The organism is Nonomuraea aridisoli (assembly GCF_003236395.1).
Lineage (GTDB): Bacteria > Actinomycetota > Actinomycetes > Streptosporangiales > Streptosporangiaceae > Nonomuraea > Nonomuraea aridisoli.
The window spans coordinates 1-394 of sequence record NZ_POUD01000706.1 but is presented as its reverse complement, the minus strand read 5'-3'; the positions used below and the strand labels follow the sequence as shown (position 1 = coordinate 394).

Annotated in this window: 1 protein-coding gene; it reads right to left on the bottom strand. The window is 65.0% G+C overall.

What is annotated here, in order from left to right:
- Positions 1 to 394 (bottom strand): LysR substrate-binding domain-containing protein (locus C1J01_RS54420; protein WP_220040520.1); only part of this gene is annotated, 394 nt, incomplete at both ends.

Genomic DNA, 394 nt, shown 5'->3' with positions numbered 1-394 from the left:
GCTTGCGCGTGAGCGTCGGCGCAAACAGTTCGATGAAGGTGTAGACGAAGCCGCGCAGGTACGCCCCTTGTTTGACGCCCAGGTGCGTGACGTTGGTGCCGAAGAGGTGTCCGGCCGGAATGGCGCGCAGGTTGCGGTCGCGCTCGGCATCAAACGCGACGCCGGCCACGATGCCCACGCCCAGGCCCACTTCCACGTACGTCTTGATGACGTCGGCGTCGATGGCTTCGAGCACGATGTCGGGCTTGATCTGGCGCAGCTCGAACGCGTGGTCGATCTTGGGCCGGCCGGCAAAGTGGTGGTCGTACGTGATGATCGGGTAACCCTTCAGGTCGTCCAGCGTCAGGTGCTGGCGCGACAGAAGCGGGTGGTCAGGCGGCGTCACCACCACATG